This window comes from Amycolatopsis samaneae (assembly GCF_039541975.1).
Lineage (GTDB): Bacteria > Actinomycetota > Actinomycetes > Mycobacteriales > Pseudonocardiaceae > Amycolatopsis > Amycolatopsis samaneae.
The window spans coordinates 288993-307173 of the sequence record NZ_BAABHG010000012.1 but is presented as its reverse complement, the minus strand read 5'-3'; the positions used below and the strand labels follow the sequence as shown (position 1 = coordinate 307173).

Sequence of the window (18181 nt, the reverse complement as noted above, 5' to 3'; positions counted from 1 at the left end):
CCTTTGCTCGCGTTGGTTAGTGCGCTAAACGTCAGCTTGCCAACGGACGATAGCAAAGGTCCCTTGCTCTCCCGCCGCAGGTCGGGAGGTCCGTGGGGGACGCATCGAGGGACTCTGGGTCCCTCGGGGAGGCCCCCACGGACCACCCGGGCGCCCGGTGGCAGGGCAGTGGAAGCGGCGGCGGTGGCGCGGAAAACGCTGGCGGGGAAGTCGACGGTTGCGCTAGCGTGAAAGGGAAAGGACGCGCGAAAGACCATTGTCCGGTATGGGTTAGGCCGGACCGCGTGATCGCGTATTTCCGAGCGCCCCCAGCGAAGCGGGCCTGCCCAGTGCGTCCCTCTCGAACCATCACTGGTACGGAAGGGACCCATCCATGGCTGGAAGTATGCCCGAAGACGTCGTCCTCGTGATCGGCGCCGGGCTCGGCGGACTCTGTCTGGCCCAGGGACTGCGCAAGGCAGGAATTCCTTACGCTGTCTACGAAAGCGACCCCTCACCGGAGTTTCGCCGTCAGGGCTATCGGCTGCACATCGACTCCCGTGGTGACGACGCGCTGCGCGCCGTGCTCCCGGCTCACCTGCACGAACTGTTCCGCGCCACCTCCGGCCGCCCGAGGGCCAGCACCCCGGTCTACGACACCCAGCTCACGCCCGTCGCCGATCTCGGGCTGGAGCGCCGGTCGGTCCAGCTCAACATCAACCGGTTCACCCTCCGGCAGATCCTGCTCGAAGGACTCGAAAACGTCCATTTCGGCAAGGAGTTCGTCCGCTACGAACGGCGTGGTGCCACGGTGATCGCGCAGTTCGCGGACGGGACCGAGGCGCGGGGCGCGGTGCTCGTCGGCGCCGACGGGGTGAATTCGCCGGTGCGCCGCCAGTATCTGCCGCACGCGAGGGTCGTCGACACCGGTCTGCGTCAGCTGTACGGCAAGATCCCGCTCACCGCCGAGACCCGGGAACTGTTCGACCCCGCCATGTACGCGGTGTTCAGCTTCATCTCCGGGCCGGACAAGTCGATGATCGGCGTCGCGCCGGTCGACTATCCCGAGCCGGTCGCCGAGGCCTGCGCGCGCCTGGCGCCCTCGCTGCGGCTCCGCGACCACGAGCCGTACATGACCTGCGCGTTCGGTGCCCGCAAGGAAACCTTCGCCCAGTCCGACGACGAACTCCGGGCGTTGTCCGGGGAGGCGATGCGGGAACTGGTGCTCGGCCGGATCAAGGGCTGGCATCCGAGGGTGATCCGGATGGTCGAAAGCTGGATCCCGGAATCGGCGTTCCTCATCTCGATCCGGACCAGCGTGCCGATCGATCCCTGGGAGCCCACCTCGGTGACCCTGCTCGGCGACGCGATCCACGCGATGAGCCCGGCCGCCGGCGCCGGGGTGAACATGGCCATGCGGGACGGTGCCGCGCTCGCCGCCGCGCTGAGCAGCGGGAAGCCCGGCGCCATCGGCGAGTACGAGGCGGAGATGCGGCGCCACGGCTTCGCGGCGGTGCGGGAGTCCGCGGCGAACGGGCAACGTTTCCTGGGGCAGGACCCGCTGCCCGCCGCGAGCTGAACGAATCGCGGTTTTCCAGTGGCCTCAGGCGAAGGCGGCGCTGTGGTCGGCGATGAAGGTGCGCAGGCTGCGTGGCGGGGCGCCGGTGATCGACGCGACGTCGTCGGACAGCCACGCCGCATCACCTTCGGCGATCAGCCCGAACACCTGGGCGTTCGAGGTGGCGACGGCCTCGGGGACACCTGCTCGGATCATGGCTTGCCGATGTTCGTCAGGAGAAATCCGGCGGTACTCGACCTCGTGTCCCAGTGCGTCGCTTAGTTCCTTCGCGACGTCGGTGTAGGTGATCAGCTCGGGGCCGGTCAGCAGGTAGGTGCGTCCCGCGTGGTCCGTGGGCTTGACGGCGATGGCCGCTGCTGCGGCGGCGACGTCGCGGGTGTCGATCATCCCGGCCTTGCCGTCGCCCGCCGACATGGTGAAACCCCGCGTCTGTTTGATCGACGGGGCGAAGGCGAGAAGGTTCTGCAGGTAGAGGTTCGGCGCGAGCAGCGTGTACCCGAGTCCGCTGGACTTCAGGTGCGCCTCGACCCGCGCGTGGTCTCGTCGCCGGTCGACCGGGGAGTCGGCTGAAGCCTTGTTGTTGGTGATCTTGACGATGTGTGTCACTCCCCGGCGGGCGGCGCTGTCGATGACCGCGATCTCCTGAGCGGGCACGGCCGGGCTGATGAGCAGGACGGTGTCGGCGTCACGCATCGCCGCGTCCAGGGTGTCCGGACGATCGAAGTCGCCGGTGACGATTTCCACGCCGTTCCCGGTGGCGCGGGACGGGTCACGGACCAGTGCCCGCGTGGGATGGTGCTGCGCGGCGAGCAGCCGGACGGCTTCCGAGCCCACTGTGCCGGTCGCGCCGGTAACCAAGATCATGATGTTCTCCTTCGGTCGCGCCGTCGAGCTGCGCGAATGTCCTGTACTCGATCATGTACCCGGGTGGTATCAGTTGTGAAGTAGGCACCTTCGCGATATATAGGTACCTGATGGATACCGACTCTGGATTTGTGTACGCGAAGGCCTGCCCGTCGCGCACCGTGGTGGACGTGCTGGCCAACAAGTGGTCGCTCTACATCCTCGGCCTGCTTCGACAGCACGAGCGGCCGCTGCGCTTCACCGAGTTGCGCCGCCGCATCGAGGGCGTGACCCAGAAGTCCCTCACGCAGGCGCTCCGCAATCTCGAACGCGACGGGCTGGTCAGCCGCACCGTCTACCCGACCATCCCGCCGCGCGTCGAGTACGGCCTCACCGCCCTCGGTATCGAGGCGGGCGCCCTCACCACCGCGATTGCCGACTGGTCCCGGGCCAACGCGTCCCGCGTCCACGCCGCCCGCGCGTCCTACGACAACCGGCCGGACTAGTCCACAAAGGACTCCCCGGCCCTGGTTCACGCAGAGTTCAGTAACCCGACACGCGCGCGGGATCGGACGCGACCCGATCGGTGAGTAGCGTCAAAACCGATCGAAGTCCGTCTCGCGACGGGGGAACACATGGACTTCTCGCTGATCGTGCTCGTGGTGATCATCGCGGCGCTCGCGTTCGACTTCACCAACGGCTTCCACGACACCGCCAACGCGATGGCGACGTCGATCGCCACCGGGGCGCTGCGGCCCAGAGTCGCGGTGGCGATTTCCGCGGTGCTGAACCTGGTCGGCGCGTTCCTCTCGGTCGAAGTGGCGAAGACGATCTCGGGCGGGATCGTGGACGACGCCAAGGTGACGCCGGTGATCATCTTCGCCGGGCTGGTCGGCGCGATCGTCTGGAATCTGCTGACCTGGCTGGTCGGGCTGCCGTCGAGTTCCTCGCACGCGCTGTTCGGCGGGCTGATCGGGGCGACGTGGATCGCTTCCGGCGCGGACGCGGTGCACTTCGCGAAGGTCGTCGAGAAGGTGCTCATCCCGGCGCTCGCGTCGCCGCTCGTCGCGGGCATCGTGGCGATCGTGGGCACGTTCCTCGTCTACCGCATCACCGCGAAGGCGCGGCAGGACGTCGTCGGCAGGACGTTCAAGACCGGCCAGGTGCTGTCGGCTTCCTTGGTTTCGCTGGCGCACGGCACGAACGACGCGCAGAAGACGATGGGCGTGATCACCTTGACGCTGATCGCGTCGGGCTCGCTCGCCCCCGGTTCGGCGCCGCCGCTGTGGGTGATCCTGAGTGCCGGCGCGGCGATCGCGCTCGGCACCTACCTCGGCGGCTGGCGCATCATCCAGACCATGGGCAAGAAGCTCACCGAAATCCAGACGCCGCAAGGGTTCGCCGCCGAGACGAGCGCCGCCGCGGTCATCCTCGCCTCCTCGCACCTCGGGTTCGCGCTGTCCACGACGCACGTGTGCTCGGGCGGCGTCATCGGGTCCGGGATCGGCCGCAAGCTCGCCGAGGTCCGCTGGGGTGTCGCGGGCAAGATGGTGATCGCCTGGGCGCTGACGCTGCCGGCGGCGGCGATCGTCGGCGCGATCGCCGCCGAGGTGTCGATGCGGGGGAGCTGGGGAACCATCCTCGTGGGCACCGCCGGTGTCCTCGTCGCGCTCGGCATCTACCTCGCGTCCAAGCGCAACCCGGTCACCGCGAAGACGATCAACGAGCCGGAAAACGAGCAGCCGCACCCGGTCGCGGCGTGAGGGGAGCGTCGTGAAGATCGATTGGGGTGCGCTCGGGATCGTGTTCGCCATCGCGCTGGGCACGGTCGCGGTGCTGGCGACGCTGTTCTCCTTCGGCGTGCGCGGGCTCGCCGAACGGGTCACGGCCCGGGAGGCGGGCCGCAGCGGCACGGCGGCGCTGACCGGCGCGGTCGCCTGTTTCGCCGTGTGCGCGGCGGTCGTGTGTTACGGGGTCTACCTGATCGTCGCCTGAACCCGTTCGCGCAGCCCGGCGGGCAGCTCGTCGACGAGGGCGAGCACGGTGTCCAGCCGCGCGTCGTTCAGGTGGGTGATCAGATCGAGCGCGGGGTCCCACAGGTCCTCGTCGTCCACGGTGGCGCGCAGCACCTTCGTCAGCCTGCCCGCCGGGAGCAGCGCGACGACGTGGTCGATCCGGCTCTTGTCGTCCAGCACGAAGGCGATCCGCAGCAGGTCCGCGTCGCCGACGACTTCGAGACTGCGCTGGACCGTCGCGTCCGGCAGGTGACCGACGAACCGTCCGAGCGTGATCCAGTCCTCGCGCCGCGTCAGTTCCCGCGCCACCTCGACGACCGTGTCCAGCGGGATACGGGCGATGATCGCGCTCGCCCGTCGCGGGTCGAGTTCCGCGGCGACCTCGGCGAGGAACCTCGGCGAGAGCCGTTTCGCCACGTCGATGCCGCGGTTGACGTCGACGAGCCCGGCGATCCGCGCGCACAGCATCGGGCCGAAGACGCGCTCGGCGATCTTCGCCAGCACCGCGCCGGGCAGCAGCCTGCTGGCCAGCGCCATGCGTTGCAGCACGACGAGGTTCGCGTCGAACAGGGTGTCGGTGACCTGTTCGCGGAAGGCACGCAGATCGTCCTCGTCGACGCGTTCGAGGTAGTCCAGGTTCTCCGGTTCGACGCCGAGCACGCGCGCGAGCTTGAGGATCTCGGCGCGGGCGGCGAAGTTTCCCGCGGTCACAGGCCCACCGCCTTGCGGACTGCGCCGCGCAGCAGTGCCGGGACGTAGCGCAGCGCTTCCTCGCCCGCCTGGGCGAGATGCTTCGACTGCCGCCGCCGCGCGTCGTGCAGCGAGTCGGCGAGATCCTGCTTCTCGTCCTCGTCGAGGGCTTCGATGCCCTCGGGGAGGTAACCGCCGAGCTGATCGGCGAGTGTGCGCTCGGCCATGGTGCGTAATCATGCCCCATCCGGCTGGTCAACGCGCGAATACGCACATCGGTCGGCATCGGGACCGGTTACTTTCGACCAATGGTGCGCCCGGGGGCGGGCTTGTAGCGTCGGGATCGTGCGGGAGCGAACCAAGCGCAGGTGGCGGGTGGTCCTGGACGTCCTCCTGTGGCTGGTGCTCGCGGGGCTCGTCCGGGTCGACAGCGCGGGCAATCCGGTCGTCTGGGAGCTGGTGGGCGGGCTCACCGCGGTGACGGTCGCGGTGGCCACCGCCCGGAAGTACCCGGTGGTGTCGCTGGGCACCGCGATGTGCGGGGCGTTCGTCATCCCGTTCTCCTTCGGCGGGCGCGTGCCGATCTGGGAGATCTTCCTGATGGTCGCCATGAGCTACCTCGCCGGGCTGCGGATGCCCGAGGGCCGCCCGATGCTGGTCGCCTTCGGCGTGATCGCGGCGATCGGCCTCCCGTTCTGCCTGGTCTTCGGCGATTCCGGGTTGTCCGACTGGGGCGCCATGGTGGGTACGGTGGTCTTCGCGTCGGTCACGCCGTGGCTGCTGGGCCGGTACATCCGGCTGCGGGGCGACCTGGCGCGCACCGGCTGGCGGCGGGCCGAGGAGATGGAGAGCCGTCAGAAGATCATCGCCGATCAGGCCCGGCTGCGGGAGCGCACCCGGATCGCCAGCGACATGCACGATTCGCTCGGGCACGAGCTGACCCTGCTGGCCGTGCGGGCGGCGGCGCTGGAGGTGGCGGGTGGGCTCGACGAGACGCAGCGCGCGGCCGCGGGGGAGTTGCGGCAGAACGCCGCCACGGCCACCGAGCGGCTCCGGGAGATCATCGGCGTGCTGCGGGAGGACGCCGCGCCGGTCGAACCCGTGCAGGGCGATCTCGGCGAGCTGATCGACCGCGCGCGTTCGTCCGGGATGCTCATCGAGTCGCGAGTGGACGGTGCGCCGGACGCGCCGCCGATGGTCCGGCTCGCGGTGTACCGCGTCGTGCAGGAAGCGCTTACCAACGTCGCGAAGCACGCTCCCGGCGCCGCGGTCACGGTGGCGGTCTCCCACACCGGTGACGCGACCGAGGTGCGGGTGACCAACCAGGCGCGCCCGGCCGGGCCGCTGCCCGGCGCGTCCTCGGGGCGGCGCGGGCTCATCGGCCTGCGGGAGCGGGTCCGGCTGGTCGGCGGGGCGTTGCGTGCCGGGCCGAAGGACGGTGGTTTCGAGGTCGCCGCGACCGTGCCGCACGACGCCGCGCCCGCCGCGGCGAGCGGGGAGACGGTCGAGGCCGAGGAGTCGACGTCGGCGAGGGAACTGGTGCTGGCCCGCCGGGACGTGCGGCGCAGCCTGATCCAGGCGTTCGCCGTGCCGCTGGGGCTGTTCGCCGTCGTGCTGGCGGTGACCGGGGTGGCGTTCCTCTACCAGTGGTACGGCTCGGAGCTGCCCGCGGCGAGCTACGCGCAGCTCCAGGTCGGCCAGCATCGCGCGCAGATCGGCCCGCTGCTCCCGGCGCGGGAACGGGTCGCGCGGCCAAGGACCGGCTGGCCGGTGGCGCCGCCGGACGCGCAGTGTCTCTACTACGGCACCGAGCGCACCTTGCTCAACGCGAACTATGAGGCGTATCGGCTGTGTTTCACGAACGACATACTGGTGTCGAAGGACGTGCTGAGCGAGGACGAGACGAGGGGGCCGCGTGATCAGGGTGGTGCTGGCTGACGACGAGGCGCTGATGCGTGCCGGGGTGGCGGCGATCCTCGCCGCCGACGACACGATCGAGGTCGTCGCCGAGGCGGGCACCGGGCGCGAGGCCGTCGACCAGGCGCTGGCGGTCCGGCCGGACGTCGTGCTGCTCGACATCCGGATGCCGGTGCTCGACGGGCTCGGCGCGGCCGAGGAGATCCGCCGCGTGCTGCCGGACACCGGGGTGATCATGCTGACCACGTTCGGCGAGGACGCCTACATCGAACGCGCGCTGGGGCTCGGCGCGAGCGGGTTCCTGTTGAAGTCCGGGGATCCGCGGGAACTGCTCGCCGGCATCCACGCGGTGGCCGACGGCGCCGCGTTCCTTTCCCCGAAGGTGGCGCAGCGGGTGATCGCGCGGCTCTCGGGCGGGCAGCTGGCCAGGGGCGCGGCGGCCCGTTCGCGGGTGGCCGCGCTGACGCCGCGCGAGCGGGAAGTGCTGACCCTGCTGGCCGCCGGACTGTCCAATGCGGACATCGCGGCGAAGATGTTCGTGGTGGAGGGCACGGTCAAGGCCCATGTCAGCACGATCCTGAACCGGCTCGGCGCGCGGAACCGGGTGCAGGCCGCGATCACCGCGTACGAGGCTGGGCTGGTGGACGGGGAGGCTCCCACCGGGTGATGGCGCCGTTGGCGCGGGCCGCGATCGAGGCCGGTATCACGCGGAGCAGCGCGGCGCGGATCGTGGTGGCGACGGGATTGCGCAGCAGCATGCCCGTTCGTCCCGCGCGCAGTGTCGCCAGCATGACCCGCCGGCCGCGGTCCCTGCGCTGGACGTCGTACTCGCGTAGCGCGTCGTCGATGGTGTCCTTTGTGGACACGGAGTGGGCCAGCACGACGGCGTCCTCGATGGCCTGGCATCCGCCCTGCCCGAGGAACGGCGGTATCGCGTGCGCGGCGTCGCCGAGCATCGCGATCCGGCCGCGGACGTAACTGGGCAGCGGGGTGGCGAGGTAGTCGACGTCGTGGTGCAGCAACGCTTCCGGTGGCGTCGCCTCGATCAGTGCCGGGATCGGGGCGTGCCAGTCGCCGAACCGGGCGGTCAGATACGTCTTGGTGTCGGCGTGGCGGATCCCGGGCTCGGTGACGTACCCCGCCCACCAGTAGACGCGGCCGTCGACGAGCGGGATCACCCCGACCTCGGCGCCGCGGTGCCAGGTGGTGCTCAGCTCGATGGGCTCGGACATCTCGGCGATGCCGCGGATGGCGGTGCCCCCGCAGTACACCGGCGCGGGGTGATCCGGCCAGAGGGCCTGCCGGATCCGGCTGCGGATGCCGTCGGCGGCCACGACGAGGTCGGCCTGGAACTCCTCGTCACCGATGCGCACGCGGCCGTCCGGCCGGACCTCGGTCACCTCGGCGCCGGTGCGCAGCCATTCCCCTGGCAGCGCGGCGCGGAGGGTTTCGATGAGGTCCGCGCGGTGCACGGCGGTGAGCGGGCCGCCCTGCCTGGAGGTCAGCGCGTCGACGTCCCAGCGGGTCAGGCGGCGGCCGTGGCGGTCGCGCAGGCCGCCGCCGTGCTGGACCGAGAGCAGCGGCGCGAGCCGTTCACCGACGCCGATCGTTTCGAGCGCGCGGACCGCGTTGGGCCACAAGGAGATCCCGGCGCCGATCGCGGTGAACCCCGGCGCGCGTTCGAGCACCGTGACCCGCCACCCGTACCGGTGCAGTGCGACCGCCGCGCTCAACCCGCCGATGCCGCCGCCCACCACGACCGCGTGTCCCATGGCGCCTCCCTCTACGTCTGTAGAGCCTGAACTCTACACCTGTAGAGGGGCCGGTAGGCTGCGGTTGTGGCGGGAACGACTCCGGACCGGGTGGGCGCGATCGGCGACGCCGCGATCGAGGTGATCGCGGCCGAGGGCATGCGCGGGCTGACCCATCGCGCGGTGGACCGCCACGCGGGCCTGCCCGCCGGCTCGACGTCGTACTACGCGCGTACGCGGGCGGCGCTGCTGGAGCTCGCGATCGCGCGGATGGTCGAACTCGACAATCTCGACGCCGATCCGCCGCCGGGTCATCTGGCGGAGTACCTGGCCCGCGCGGCGCACGGCGCGATCACGCGGGGGCGGACCCGGATGCTGGCGCGGTACGAGTTCGCGCTGGAGGCCACCCGGCGCCCGGAGTTGCGAGCCGTCTACGACCAGGGCGGCCTGCGGATCCGGCGGCGCTGCGCCGAGTTCCTCGCGGCCGCGGGCTCGCCGGACCCCGCGCGGCACACGCGGTTGCTGATCGGCTGGCTCGAAGGCACCATCTTCGACGCGCTGGCGGGCACCGGCTCGGTGTCGCCCCCCGGCCTGGCGGAACTGACCACCAGCGCCCGGGAGGTCGTGACCGCCCTGGCCCTGGACACCTGAGCCTCCCCGGCGAAGCAAGGGACCTTTGCTATCGCTTTTGGTTGCGCCACGGCTTTTCGCTGGAGGCTTCTCGCCGCTGGGTGTGCTGGTAAGGCCACCTTGAGGGCGTCAGACGCCCTCAAGGTGGCCTTACCAGCACGTCCCCACGGACCACCCCTGACCTGCGGGAAGGGAGCAAGGGACCTTTGCTCGCGTTGGTTAGCGGGGCTAACGAGTGGTAGTAAAGGTCCCTTGCTCCCACCGGAGGCGGGCGCTCAGGCGTCGCGGCGTTTGAACACCGTCGCGCCGATCAGCAGGCACGCCGCGGTCCAGACCGCGCAGATCACCGTGCCGACCCACGACGCGTACGGCGCGACCCCGCCGAACACCGGGTTCCGCGCCCCGGTTTCGAGCATCCCGTTGAGACCGGCGATCCCGGGGAAGTAGTTCGGCACGTCGGGGCCCGCGAAACCGGCCACGAGCAGCGGCAGCATCATCAGCAGCACGAACACCGTCACGAGCGTGCCCGCCGCGCTCCGCAGCGCGGTGCCGACGCCCAGGCTCAGCAGCCCGAGCAGCGCGAAGTACGCGCCCATGCCGAGCGCGGTCGTCGTGCCCGCGCCGAACGAGGTCGGCAGGCCGTGCGAGCCCTTGATCGCCGACGTCAGCGCCATCGAGGCGAGCGCCAGCACGACGCCGTAGGCGAACAGGACCGGCACCAGCACCGCGGACTTCGCCGCCAGCACGCGCGAGCGCACCGGGATCCACTGCAGGGTCGACCGGATGCCGCCGCTCGCGTATTCGCCGGTGATGGACAGCGTCGCCAGCGCGACCACGGCGAACTGCGCCAGGTAGAACGCGCCGGTCAGGGCGACCTCGTGCGCGCCCTGTGGCCGGTCGGCGGCCAGCCGCTGCACGACGCCGAGGATCACCGAGAAGCCGAGGAGCAGCACGGCCCCGCTCGACAGGCACCACCAGGTCGCCCGCACCGACCAGAGTTTCGTCCATTCCGAGGCCACCGCGCCGGAAAAACCACCACCGGCTTGTACCTGTGCCCTGGTCATCGTGCCCCCTTCAAGAAGCCGTCGAAGAAGTTCGTCAGGTAGTCCCGGTAGAAGTCGAGGCCCACCGAGGAGTCGATCGAGCCGTACTGGTTCCGCAGCAGGTCCGGCGGCAGGCTGCCGCGCAGGCCGAGCTGGTCGACGAGGATGCCTTCGTCCGTCCCCGTCGAGTGGCCGCTGTCCTCCAGCAGCAACCGCTGTTTCCAGCCGGTCAGCCGCGGCCAGTTCTCGGTCCAGCTCGCGCCGTAGGCGCCCTTGCCCAGCGGGCTCGCCAGCACCGCGAGCGGCCGGTCGATCGACACGGGTGCGAACAACGGGCCGTCGATGTTCACGCCGGCGCGGATCCGCCGGTCGGAGGTCATCGCCGCCGCGGTGGCGGAACCGCCCGCCGAGTGCCCCGCCATCCCGATCCTCGCCGGGTCGATCGGCCAGCGCCGGTCGCGCAGGAGCGTGTCGAGTACGAAGGACACGTCCGGCACCCGGCCGGCGACCGCGCCCGGCCACGGGTCCCCTGACTGTCCACAAGGGATACACGGCAGCAGTCGTCCGCCGGGGAACTCGACCTCCGAGCTTTCGTAGGCGTGGTCGATACCCGCGACGACGTACCCCTTCGACGCGAGCCGTTCCGCCAGCGACGTCAGTGTCGAGCGGCTGTTGCCCGCGCCCGGTGAGAGCAGCACGAGCGGACGCCCCGGCGAAGGCAGCACCGGCGCGTTTTCCCGTGCGTGGACCCGGACCCGCGAGAACGTGTCCGGTGGCAGGTCGAGGTGCCGCCCGGCGACCGACGCGGCGCTCTCGGCGGGCGTCACCCAGGTCGACGGCTTCCCGACCGGCACCGCCGGGTACCACATCGACACCATCAGCTCACGGCGTTGCGAGGGCTGCCACGGGTCGGCCCGGCCGGTGTCTACGAGATGTACCACCTGCCGCCCGATCGGGAGCGGCCCGCCGGGCTCGGGCAGGGACAGCGCCGGACTAGCGGACGCGCTCGCGGATACCCCCAGCAGGCCCGCGAGCACCACCGAAACCACCACCATCAGCCGTCGCGCGTTCACGCGGCCACCCCCGTCCCGTACTCGACCGACGAAGCGGTCAGCTCCATGTACGCCTGCTCCAGCGACGCGGTCCGCTCGCCCAGCCCGTGCAGCCGGACACCCAGTTCGTGTGCGAGATCGCCGACCGTCCCGACCGCGACGTCGTGCGCGAGCAGCTCGTCCGCGCCGGTCACCCGGGTCGTGATTCCGGCGTCGCGCAGCCGCTCGTCCAGCTTTCGCAGCTCGGCGGGCACCGGCACGCGCACCGCGACCGTGCTCCGCGAATTCGCCGCGATGAACTCGTCGAGCGTCGCGTCCGCGAGGAGCTTTCCCTTGCCGATCACCACGAGCCGGTCGGCGGTCAGCTGCATCTCACTCATCAGGTGACTCGACACGAACACCGTCCGGCCCTCCTCGGCGAGCGAGCGCATCAGCTGCCGCACCCAGCGCACGCCGTCGGGGTCGAGACCGTTGACGGGTTCGTCGAACATCAGCACGCCGGGGTCGCCCAGCAGCGCCCCGGCGATCCCGAGCCGCTGGCCCATGCCGAGCGAGAACTGCCCCGCGCGCTTCCCCGCGACGTCGGTCAGCCCGACGGTCGCCAGCGCCTCCTCGACGCGCCGGGCGGGGATGCCGTTGCTGCGCGCCATCGCCAGCAGGTGCTTGCCCGCGCTGCGGCCGGGATGCAGCGCCTTCGCCTCCAGCAGCGCGCCGACCTCGCGCAGCGGATGCCGCAGCTCGGCGTAGCGCTTGCCGTCGATGAGCACCTCGCCGGCGTGGGGCGCGTCGAGCCCGACCGTCATCCGCATCGTCGTCGACTTCCCGGCGCCGTTCGGCCCGAGGAAGCCGGTCACCCGGCCCGGCGGGACGGCGAACGTCAGGTCGTCGACGACGGTTTTCTCCCCGTAGCGCTTCGTCAACCCACGAAGCGTGATCATGAGACCTCCCGGTTTCGTTGCCTGCCCGGGAAGTCTGCGAGAACGGGGCACCCCGGGACATTGCCCGACGGTCGGCGTCCACCCCCGACTTTCGGCAGGGGCGGACGGCGGTGACCCGTAGGGGACGGCACAATCGGCGCATGGACACCGGTGCCCGGCGGCGGGTGAGGCCGCTCGATCTCGCCATGCTCGTACTGGCGGTGTTCTCCGTCGGCCTGCTGGTCTACGTCACCTTCTTCCCGCACACCGAGGAGACCGCACGGGTGGTCTTCGTGGTGGACACGTCGGTCTGCGGGGTCTTCGCGCTGGAATTCCTCTGGCGCTGGCGCGGGAGTGGCTGGGAGAAGCGGTTCCCGCTGCGCAACTGGTACGAGATCCTCGGCATGATCCCGATCGCGCATCCGGCGCTGCGCGGGTTCCGGCTGCTGCGGATCGTGGTGGTGCTGGTCCGCCTCGCCCGCACCGCCGACCGCGCGTTCGGGGAGCGGTTCACCCAGCGGCTGGTCGAGCGGCTGTCCCGGCCGATCGTGCTGGCGATCAAGAAGCCGGTCACCCTCGCCGTGATGGACGAGGTGGTCAAGGTCGTCGAGACCGGCAACTACCCGCGGAACCTGGCGCGCTCGCTCGGCGATCACCGCGAGTCGCTGCGCGAGATCATCACCGAGAAGATCAAGAACGACCCGCAGGCGGGGCGGCTGTCCAGGCTTCCCTTCCATGACGAGATTGTGTCGTCCATTGTGGACACCGCGATGCGGGTGGTGCTCGAGGTGCTCGTCGACCCGCGGATCGACGACTTCTTCGCGCACGTGGTGCGGGAGAACCGCGAGCAGATCCGCCTGGCCGTCGAACTGGGCCTGCACGAGGACCACGACCGCCCCGAGCTGACCGCCCGGCTGCCCGTCACCCCGGAGTACCAACTGGGCCGGGATTCCTGAACGTTCGGATACGCGGTGGTCATGCGCCCCAATGTGGCGTTCGGTGCGTCAGACGCAGCGAATGTGGCGTTCGGTGCGTTGAACGCACCCAATGCCACATTGGGGCGCTAGCGGCGCCGCGTCGTGTGCCGCGTGGGGGCGGCCGTCGCCGGGTCCTCCGGCCACGGGTGCCGGGGGTAGCGGCCACGCAGGTCCGCGCGTACCGCGGCGTACCCGGTGCGCCAGAACGAAGCCAGGTCGGCGGTGACGGCCGCCGGGCGCCCGGCGGGGGAGAGCAGGTGCAGCAGTACCGGGACCCGCCCGTCCGCGATCTTCGGGGTTTCGGTCCAGCCGAAGGTTTCCTGCAGTTTCACCGCGAGCACCGGCTGCTCGCCGTCGTAGCCGACGCGGATGTGCGAGCCCGAGGGCACTTCGAGCCGGTCCGGCGCCAGCTCGTCCAGCCGCGCCGCCTCGGGCCATGGCAGGAGCCCCCGCAGGGCGGCCCCCGCGTCGATCGAGGCGAGATCGTCCCGGCGCCGTGCCCTGGACAGGTCGAGCCAGGAGTCCACAGTGGACAAAAGCGCCTCGTCGCCGACCTCCGGCCACGGCGCGCCGAGGGCCCGGTGCAGGAACGCCATCCTGGCACGCAGCCGGGTGCCGTCCTGTGTCCACCGCAGCAGCCCGAGCCCCTCCGCGCGCAACCCGGCCAGCAGCGCCGCCCGCACCGCCGCGGGGTCCGGTTCGGACAGTGGCCGCTCGGTGAGCGTGATGGCGCCGAGCCGCCGGACACGGCGCGCCACGACGTCGCCGCCGGACCAGCCCACTTCGTCCACTTCGGACACCAGGTTCGGCGCCGCGCGGGTGGCCAGTGGCAGATCCGCCGCCGCGGCCAGCCGGATGGTGCCGTGCGCGCGGCCAGGGTCCCTGGTCGCCTCGGCCACCGCGAGCCATTCGACGTCGCCGAGTCCGCTGCCGCCGGGCAGTTCGGCCGCGGTCCCGCCCGCCATCAGGTACACCGGCGCCGATCCGGCACGCCGCCGCGCCAGCCGTTCGGGATGCGCGAGCGCCACCACCAGCGCCGGGTCGGGCCGACGGCGCCCGCCGTCGTCGCGCACCAGTCCGGAAAGCCGCCGCACCTCGGCCTTCCACCGGCGGGCGGCCTCGTCGCCGCCCTCGCGCAGGCGCCGCAGTTCCGCCTCGACGTCGGTGCGCGCGCCACCGGCGTCCAGCAGCGCGACCACCTCCGCCGCGTTCCGCGCCCCGACCTCGGCGGCGCCGTCGAGCAGCGCGCGGGCCAGCCGGGGATGCAGGCCCAGCTCGGCCATCCGGCGTCCCCGCGCGGTGACCGTGCCGTCGGCCGCCGTCGCGCCGAGGGTGACCAGTAGTGCCCGCCCGGCCGCCAAAGCGCCTTCACCCGGTTCGTCCCACCAGGACAGTCCGCTGCCGTCCGGAGTGGACCAGCAGGCCAGTTCGAGCGCGAACCGGGCCAGCTCCGCGGTGCGGATCTCGGGCTCGGGATACGCCGGGAGCGTGGCCTGCTCGTGCTCGGCCCAGCAGCGGTAGGCCCGCCCGGGTGCCTCCCGCCCGGCACGCCCGGACCGCTGCTCGGCGACCGCCGAGGAGACCCGGACCGTGGCCAGCCCCGGCAGCCCACGCCGGTGGTCCACCCTCGGCACCCGCGCCAGTCCCGAGTCCACCACCGCCCGCACACCCGGCACGGTCAGGCTCGACTCGGCGACCGCGGTCGCCAGCACCACCCGGCGCCGGTCGCGGGGCCGCAGCGCCTCGTCCTGGCGGGCCGCCGTGAGCCGTCCGTGCAGCGGCAGCACGTCCACTCCGGACAGACCGCCGAGCGCCGCCGACGTCCGGGCGATCTCCCCGGCGCCGGGCAGGAACGCCAGCACGTCACCGTCTCCTTCGGACAGTGCGGTGTGGACGGTCCGGGCCACCGCCGACTCGGCGCGCTCGCCCCGCGACGGCGGATGGTAGGACGTGGTGACCGGGTAGGTCCGTGCCTCGGCGGTGAGCACCGGCGCGTCCCCGAGCAACGCCGCGAGCCGTCCGGCCGCCACCGTCGCCGACGTCGCGAGCAGCCGCAGGTCCTCGCGCAGGCCCGCGCGGACGTCCAGCAGCAGCGCGAGCAGCAGATCCGCGTCCAGATGGCGCTCGTGACACTCGTCGAGCAGCACCACCGACACCCCGGGCAGTTCTGGATCGTGCTGCACCCGCCGCACCAGCAGGCCGGACGTGACCACCTCGATCCGCGTCCGCGCCGAGACCTTCCGGTCCCCGCGCACCGCGTACCCGACGGTCTCGCCGACCGGCTCGCCCAGTATCGCGGCCATCCGCGCGGCGGCGGCCCGCGCGGCCAGCCGCCGTGGTTCGGCGACGACGACCCGTCCCGCGTCGGTGGCCAGCGCGAGTGGCACCAGGGTCGTCTTCCCGGTACCGGGCGGTGCGACGAGGACGGCGGTGCCGTGGGCGGCCAGCGCCTCGGCGACGGCGGGCAGGACGGAGCGGACCGGCAGATCCGGCAGGTCGGCGCGGATCACTGCTCGGTGACCTCCGGTGGGGCGGGGATCGGGTAGCCGGACTGCCCGATGTTCGTGCTCAGCGAGCGCTGCCATTCCCCGCCGGAGATCATCTTCTGGATCGCCTTCCCGACCGCGGCCTTGCCTTCGGTGTCGTTCTTGCGCAGCCCGACGCCGTATTTCTCGGTCGAGAACGGCTTGCCGACGATCCGCAGCAGTTCGGGATCCTGGGCGACGTACCCGGCGAGGATCACCCCGTCGGTCGTGATGGCGTCGATCTGCCCGGCGAGCAGCGCCGTCACGCAGTCCGGATAACGCGGGTACTCGACGAGCTGGACGGCCTGGGCGTACCGGTCGCGGACCTGCTGGGCCGGGGTCGACCCGGTGACCGAGCACAGCTTGCGCCCGTTGAGGGTCTCCGGGCCGGTGATGTCGGGGGAAGTGCGGCGCACGAGCAGATCCTGCCCGGTCACGAAGTAGGGGCCGGCGAAGGCCACCTGCTGCTTGCGCCTGTCGGTGATCGAGTAGCTCGCCACGACGAGATCGACGACACCGTTCGCGAGATCACTCTCCCGGGTGGCCGAGGTGGTTTCGTGCCAGGTGATGTTCTGCGGTTCGACGCCCAGCTCACCGGCGACGTACCGGGCGACGTCGACGTCGAAGCCGAGAAAACGTCCGTCGATGGTGCGCAGCGAAAGGCCGGGTGAATCGAACCGGATCCCGATGGTGAGGTGATTCCCGGCACTGGCCTTCGCGACCACCGAATCGACGGGCGCGACCGGATCGGAACCACAACCCGCGCAGGTCAGCAGCAGAAAGGCGAGGGCGGCGAAGTTCAGGAAGGCGCGTATCCGCATCCGTCCGCTCCACCTCGCCTGCTCTGGGGACTCACGTTGTTCTCAGGTCAGGCGGCTAGCCTAGGCGCGTGTTGCGACCGTCCCAAGCCGTGCTCGACGGCGTCGGCGTGCTCGCCCGGCTCGGGCTGGCGGCCGTATGGCTGATTTCGGGCGCGCTGAAGATCAGCGAACCCGGCCAGACCTACATCGCGGTCCAGGCCTACGACGTGCTGCCGCACGTGCTGGTCGGGCCGGTCGCCACGATGCTGCCACTGCTGGAACTGCTGCTCGGGCTGTTCCTGCTGGCCGGGCTGTGGACGCGGCAGGTGGCGGGGGCGTCCCTGCTGCTGCTCCTGGTGCTCATCGCGGGCATCGCCCAGTCGTGGGCACGCGGGCTGAGCATCGACTGCGGCTGCTTCGGCGGCGGCGGACAGGTGGCGCCGGGGCAGACCGAGTACCCGCAGGAGATCCTGCGCGACTCCGGTTTCCTGCTGCTCGCCGTCTGGTTGCTGGTCCGGCCGTCGTCGTGGTTCTCGGTGGATCGCTGGCTCGGCCGCGGTCGCGGGAACTCCGCGGCACCGGCGCCCGACTACTCCGAGGTACCCGAAGGAAATTGAGGTAGGAACAACAGTGGGTGGAGCTGAGCGAACCGCTCGGAAACGTCGCCAGCAGACGCAGGCCGCGCGCGCGGTCTCGCAGGCGCGGGGCGCGTCGGCCGACCGGAAGCGGGTCATCGTCACGGTCGTCGCGGTGGTCGTGGTCGCCGTCGCCGTGATCGGCGGGGTGATCTGGATCAACGCGTCGAAGAACTCGACCGAGGGCCAGGCGATCACCACGGGCACGAACAGCGCACCGGCGACCCCGCCGGTCGCCGGTGTCGTCGAGAAGCGTGACGGCGCCGTGGTGCTGACCGGGAAGCCGGACGCCAAGAAGTCGATCGACGTCTACGCCGACTTCCTCTGCCCGATCTGCGGCGAGTTCCAGAAGGCCTACGGCCCGCAGATCGAGCAGGCCGTCAACTCCGGCCAGCTGCTGGTGCGCTACCACATGGTGCCGCTGCTCAACAAGAGCTCGGACCCGCCGGGCTACTCGCTCGACTCGGCGAACGCCTCGCTCGCCGCGGCCGACTCGGGCAAGTTCACCGCCTACCACGACGCGCTGTTCAAGAACCAGCCGGAAGAGGGCGGCCGCGGTTACGACAAGGGGCAGCTGGTCAAGCTGGGCCAGGACCTCGGGATCACCGACCCGAAGTTCGCCGAGGCGGTCAACGGCGGGACGTACAACCAGGCGATCAACGACGCCTACCAGCAGACGCTGAAGGACCCGAACCTGGAGCAGACCTTCCCGAACGGCAAGAAGGGCTTCGGGACGCCGAGCATCGTGGTCGGCGGCAAGGTGGTCAACTGGCAGCAGCCGGGCTGGCTCCAGCAGGCACTCGCCGGGTAGCGCGGGTCTCGCGAAAC

General features: G+C 71.3%; 19 protein-coding genes. 10 read left to right on the top strand and 9 right to left on the bottom strand.

From position 1 onward, the window contains the following. Positions 1–373 precede the first annotated feature (373 nt). Positions 374–1558, top strand: coding sequence for an FAD-dependent oxidoreductase (locus ABD987_RS30375; RefSeq protein WP_345401546.1), 1185 nt, complete (start codon positions 374–376; stop codon positions 1556–1558). Between the two features lie 24 nt (positions 1559–1582). Here ABD987_RS30375 and ABD987_RS30370 read toward each other — a convergent pair whose 3' ends face one another. Then, the gene (locus ABD987_RS30370) at positions 1583–2422 is read right to left on the bottom strand and encodes an SDR family oxidoreductase (RefSeq protein WP_345401543.1); all 840 of its coding nucleotides are present in this window, start codon (positions 2420–2422) and stop codon (positions 1583–1585) included. 110 nt (positions 2423–2532) lie between these two features. Between ABD987_RS30370 and ABD987_RS30365 the strand changes: the two genes are divergently transcribed. The 3 genes from ABD987_RS30365 to ABD987_RS30355 all read left to right on the top strand — a co-directional run bounded on the left by ABD987_RS30365 (position 2533) and on the right by ABD987_RS30355 (position 4396). Next, a complete protein-coding gene (locus ABD987_RS30365; protein ID WP_345401540.1) occupies positions 2533–2907 on the top strand; it encodes a winged helix-turn-helix transcriptional regulator in 375 nt (124 codons plus the stop codon). A gap of 129 nt (positions 2908–3036) precedes the next feature. After that, the gene (locus ABD987_RS30360; protein WP_345401537.1) at positions 3037–4164 is read left to right on the top strand and encodes an inorganic phosphate transporter; all 1128 of its coding nucleotides are present in this window, start codon (positions 3037–3039) and stop codon (positions 4162–4164) included. A gap of 10 nt (positions 4165–4174) precedes the next feature. After that, on the top strand, positions 4175–4396 hold the full coding sequence (locus ABD987_RS30355; RefSeq protein WP_345401534.1) for a hypothetical protein: 222 nt from the start codon (positions 4175–4177) through the stop codon (positions 4394–4396). Here ABD987_RS30355 and ABD987_RS30350 read toward each other — a convergent pair. Together ABD987_RS30350 and ABD987_RS30345 are read right to left on the bottom strand one after the other, a co-directional pair. Next, the gene (locus tag ABD987_RS30350) at positions 4378–5127 is read right to left on the bottom strand and encodes a hypothetical protein (RefSeq protein ID WP_345401531.1); all 750 of its coding nucleotides are present in this window, start codon (positions 5125–5127) and stop codon (positions 4378–4380) included. The two genes, ABD987_RS30355 and ABD987_RS30350, sit on opposite strands and share 19 nt — an antisense overlap. After that, positions 5124–5333: a hypothetical protein gene (locus ABD987_RS30345; protein WP_345401528.1), complete on the bottom strand. Its 210-nt coding sequence runs from the start codon at positions 5331–5333 to the stop codon at positions 5124–5126. Before ABD987_RS30345 ends, ABD987_RS30350 begins: the two co-directional genes overlap by 4 nt. 118 nt (positions 5334–5451) lie before the next feature. On the opposite strand from ABD987_RS30345, the gene ABD987_RS30340 reads away from it, so the two are divergent. Then, complete coding sequence (locus tag ABD987_RS30340; protein ID WP_345401525.1) at positions 5452–7044, top strand: sensor histidine kinase; 1593 nt, start codon at positions 5452–5454, stop codon at positions 7042–7044. Next, positions 7022–7690 (top strand): response regulator, encoded by a 669-nt coding sequence (locus tag ABD987_RS30335; RefSeq protein WP_345401522.1) that lies wholly within the window; start codon positions 7022–7024, stop codon positions 7688–7690. Before ABD987_RS30340 ends, ABD987_RS30335 begins: the two co-directional genes overlap by 23 nt. Here the strand turns inward: ABD987_RS30335 and ABD987_RS30330 are convergent. After that, positions 7641–8795 carry an FAD-dependent monooxygenase gene (locus ABD987_RS30330; protein WP_345401519.1) on the bottom strand — a complete coding sequence of 385 codons (1155 nt, stop codon included), beginning with the start codon at positions 8793–8795 and terminating at the stop codon, positions 7641–7643. The genes ABD987_RS30335 and ABD987_RS30330 overlap by 50 nt on opposite strands. A 138-nt stretch (positions 8796–8933) precedes the next feature. On the opposite strand from ABD987_RS30330, the gene ABD987_RS30325 reads away from it, so the two are divergent. Beyond that, on the top strand, positions 8934–9425 hold the full coding sequence (locus ABD987_RS30325) for a TetR/AcrR family transcriptional regulator (protein ID WP_345401709.1): 492 nt from the start codon (positions 8934–8936) through the stop codon (positions 9423–9425). Positions 9426–9679: 254 nt separating this feature from the next. On the opposite strand, the gene ABD987_RS30320 is transcribed toward ABD987_RS30325, so the two are convergent. Genes ABD987_RS30320 through ABD987_RS30310 form a run of 3 tightly spaced genes read right to left on the bottom strand, consistent with a single transcriptional unit; the run spans position 9680 to position 12437 of the window. Continuing rightward, complete coding sequence (locus tag ABD987_RS30320; RefSeq protein WP_345401516.1) at positions 9680–10468, bottom strand: ABC transporter permease subunit; 789 nt, start codon at positions 10466–10468, stop codon at positions 9680–9682. Beyond that, complete coding sequence (locus ABD987_RS30315; protein ID WP_345401513.1) at positions 10465–11520, bottom strand: alpha/beta hydrolase family protein; 1056 nt, start codon at positions 11518–11520, stop codon at positions 10465–10467. The genes ABD987_RS30320 and ABD987_RS30315 overlap by 4 nt, the downstream gene beginning before the upstream one ends. After that, positions 11517–12437: an ATP-binding cassette domain-containing protein gene (locus tag ABD987_RS30310; protein ID WP_345401510.1), complete on the bottom strand. Its 921-nt coding sequence runs from the start codon at positions 12435–12437 to the stop codon at positions 11517–11519. Before ABD987_RS30310 ends, ABD987_RS30315 begins: the two co-directional genes overlap by 4 nt. Before the next feature lie 140 nt (positions 12438–12577). Here ABD987_RS30310 and ABD987_RS30305 point away from each other — a divergent pair, with 140 nt between their 5' ends. Further along, complete coding sequence (locus ABD987_RS30305; RefSeq protein WP_345401507.1) at positions 12578–13372, top strand: ion transporter; 795 nt, start codon at positions 12578–12580, stop codon at positions 13370–13372. A gap of 107 nt (positions 13373–13479) precedes the next feature. Here the strand turns inward: ABD987_RS30305 and hrpB are convergent, their stop codons facing one another. Together hrpB and ABD987_RS30295 are read right to left on the bottom strand one after the other, a co-directional pair. Next, positions 13480–15903, bottom strand: a complete 2424-nt coding sequence (hrpB, locus tag ABD987_RS30300) for an ATP-dependent helicase HrpB (protein WP_345401504.1) — start codon at positions 15901–15903, stop codon at positions 13480–13482. Further along, positions 15900–16739 (bottom strand): glutamate ABC transporter substrate-binding protein, encoded by an 840-nt coding sequence (locus ABD987_RS30295; protein ID WP_345401501.1) that lies wholly within the window; start codon positions 16737–16739, stop codon positions 15900–15902. The genes hrpB and ABD987_RS30295 overlap by 4 nt, the downstream gene beginning before the upstream one ends. A gap of 89 nt (positions 16740–16828) precedes the next feature. Between ABD987_RS30295 and ABD987_RS30290 the strand changes: the two genes are divergently transcribed. Then, positions 16829–17335 carry a MauE/DoxX family redox-associated membrane protein gene (locus tag ABD987_RS30290; RefSeq protein WP_378214282.1) on the top strand — a complete coding sequence of 169 codons (507 nt, stop codon included), beginning with the start codon at positions 16829–16831 and terminating at the stop codon, positions 17333–17335. Positions 17336–17348: 13 nt separating this feature from the next. Next, positions 17349–18164, top strand: a complete 816-nt coding sequence (locus ABD987_RS30285; protein WP_345401495.1) for a DsbA family protein — start codon at positions 17349–17351, stop codon at positions 18162–18164. Positions 18165–18181 lie beyond the last annotated feature (17 nt).

What these genes read in the sequence shown, in the direction of transcription:
- ABD987_RS30295 (WP_345401501.1), bottom strand. Translation starts at nt 16,739, where the DNA reads ATGCGGATACGCGCCTTCCTGAACTTCGCCGCCCTCGCCTTTCTGCTG.
- ABD987_RS30365 (WP_345401540.1), top strand. Translation starts at nt 2,533, where the DNA reads ATGGATACCGACTCTGGATTTGTGTACGCGAAGGCCTGCCCGTCGCGC.
- ABD987_RS30375 (WP_345401546.1), top strand. Translation starts at nt 374, where the DNA reads ATGGCTGGAAGTATGCCCGAAGACGTCGTCCTCGTGATCGGCGCCGGG.
- ABD987_RS30330 (WP_345401519.1), bottom strand. Translation starts at nt 8,795, where the DNA reads ATGGGACACGCGGTCGTGGTGGGCGGCGGCATCGGCGGGTTGAGCGCG.
- ABD987_RS30345 (WP_345401528.1), bottom strand. Translation starts at nt 5,333, where the DNA reads ATGGCCGAGCGCACACTCGCCGATCAGCTCGGCGGTTACCTCCCCGAG.
- ABD987_RS30305 (WP_345401507.1), top strand. Translation starts at nt 12,578, where the DNA reads ATGGACACCGGTGCCCGGCGGCGGGTGAGGCCGCTCGATCTCGCCATG.
- ABD987_RS30310 (WP_345401510.1), bottom strand. Translation starts at nt 12,437, where the DNA reads ATGATCACGCTTCGTGGGTTGACGAAGCGCTACGGGGAGAAAACCGTC.
- ABD987_RS30360 (WP_345401537.1), top strand. Translation starts at nt 3,037, where the DNA reads ATGGACTTCTCGCTGATCGTGCTCGTGGTGATCATCGCGGCGCTCGCG.
- ABD987_RS30370 (WP_345401543.1), bottom strand. Translation starts at nt 2,422, where the DNA reads ATGATCTTGGTTACCGGCGCGACCGGCACAGTGGGCTCGGAAGCCGTC.
- ABD987_RS30320 (WP_345401516.1), bottom strand. Translation starts at nt 10,468, where the DNA reads ATGACCAGGGCACAGGTACAAGCCGGTGGTGGTTTTTCCGGCGCGGTG.
- ABD987_RS30325 (WP_345401709.1), top strand. Translation starts at nt 8,934, where the DNA reads ATGCGCGGGCTGACCCATCGCGCGGTGGACCGCCACGCGGGCCTGCCC.